This window comes from Helicobacter pylori (assembly GCF_002832345.1).
Classification (GTDB): Bacteria; Campylobacterota; Campylobacteria; order Campylobacterales; family Helicobacteraceae; genus Helicobacter; species Helicobacter pylori_CP.
The window spans coordinates 1-2,026 of record NZ_PHLZ01000053.1; the positions used below are offsets into that span (position 1 = coordinate 1).

At 39.7% G+C, this 2,026-nt stretch carries 1 protein-coding gene; it reads right to left on the minus strand.

Features of this window, described 5'->3' with window-relative positions; translation table 11 throughout:
- Positions 1 to 1,922, minus strand: a 1,922-nt coding sequence (gene hopQ / locus CXY28_RS08530) for a Hop family adhesin HopQ (RefSeq protein WP_100980493.1), incomplete at its 3' end; no start/stop codon positions are given.
- Positions 1,923 to 2,026 lie beyond the last annotated feature (104 nt).

The following is a 2,026-nucleotide window of genomic DNA, read 5'->3' on the forward strand; positions in this document are numbered from 1 at the left end:
TAAGCAAACACATAATTGAGATACACGCTATAAAGCCTTCTATATTCTAGTTTGGTGTCTAGAAAAGAATAGTAATTCGTGTTAATGGTAGGGATTTTCACGCCCAATTCCATGCCATGTTGAGCCGCATGATGGCTATCTTTTTTCTTAGGTCTAGCGAGATTGGTTCTCAAGCCGAGATTGAACAAAAATTGGAAGTTAGCCGTATTCACTTTAGCGCTATAGACATTGCTGATGGTTTTTAAATTCACGAATTGAGAATTAAGCCATGAAGTCCCTGCTAACGCGATGCCTCCAAAAAGCCCAAAAGAAATCTGGTTATTCTTGCCTAAGAAATTGGTGTTTTTATCGTTGATGAAATTAAACAACAAATCGCTACCCACCCCATAAGTCCAAACATCAGAAGCCGAGTTAAAGAAATTGGATTTGATATAGGCGTGGTTGTAATCAAAGAAACCATAATACCTTAACCCCCATCTTTTCTTTTCTCCAAAAAATTGCTTATAACCCACTTGCACCCCAAGCCCGTTCAAGGCGCCGTTATTCGTGGTTGAAGAAGCGATCATGCCCATATTCCTAAAAGGGTTGTTGCCAAGTTCTTGAATAAGGGTGTTGGCTAGGTTTTGCGCTTGATTGATTTGAGGCGTTTGGTTGTTAAAATCAGCGGCGCTTGTTTTTAATAAAGACTGAGTTTCTTCCACGCCAGCACACCCGTTCCCCCAATTGTTCTTTTGACTTTGCGTTGTCATATTTGCGCTGCTTATAGCACTCGCATCGCATTTCCCTATGTAGTCTTTAAGATGGCCTGAAGAAAGTTTGTTAAAATCGCTCTCCACTTGATTGGCTAGTTTTAAAATTTCTGCTTGAGATTGCGCGTTTTTAAGCATTTTTTGAGCTAAAGCCGTAAGACTGCTAGGGGTGTTAAGGTTGAGATTATGGGGTTGTGTGATATTTTTTGGTTGGTTGGCGCTGAGTTGTTGGGTTTCTTGAACGATTTTTTGTGCATTATTAATCATGTCTGAAGCGGCACTAAACTCCGCACCAAAAGTCGCACATGAATTTTTGCCACCACCGGCTGTTTGCCATGAAGGGGTGTTTGTAGCAGCTCCGCCACTACTTCCACTACTAGATTTCGCTATCAACATGGGGCAATAATCTTTAAGGGTATTGACAATCGTTTGCGCTTGAGTCAAAAGATTTTGCGCATCATTAGTCGTATCAATAACAGAAGTTGTCGTTTTAGTTTGATTATCTTGTTGATACTTTGATGTGGTTACATGCGCTTCTAACTTTTCCCCTTTGCTATTTAAAGGAGCAAGCCCGGCTTGTTTTAAAGCTTTTGAAAGAATCTGATAAGCTTCATGGATTTTTTCATATTGCTCAATAGATAGAGAAACATTTTTGTCTGCTTTTAATGTATTTGTGCCATTAGAACTATGAGTGCCATTACTATTTGTGCTCCCACCGCAATTGATTGTAGTGCCATTGCCATTCTCATCGGTGTAGTGGAAATTTTTTTGATTGTTTTCGCCTGGACTTTTGGTATAGCCTCCGCATATGACCGCATAACCCATGCTATTCCATAGCCCTAACACCGATCTCAACGCTAAAAGCGTGGCTTGATAGGCAGGGGAATTGGTTGTCCCACCGGCTAAAGTTTTTGCGCGTTCGTTCAAATTATTAACCGCTTGGTTGATCGCTTGCGCGCTTGTCTTTGAGTTTGTGCCATTATCGTTGGTTAAAAGCCGGCTTAATTGTTCATAAGTGTCTGAAAGTTTTTGCACCTTGTCGGCGTTTTTCACTTTTTGAACCGCTTCACCGATTTGATAACCCACGCTTAAAAAAACGCCGTTGTCTTCAGCATGGAGCAATGATGCCGCAAGAGTTAGAGAAAGCAGAATCGTTTTTTTCGTTTTTTTCATAAAATGTTCCTTAAAGTAATGTTTTATTGCAAAAAATGTATCAAAATGAGAATTTATTTACAATGCGTTTAATTTTACCACAAATTTATTGGATTTCAAAAAAA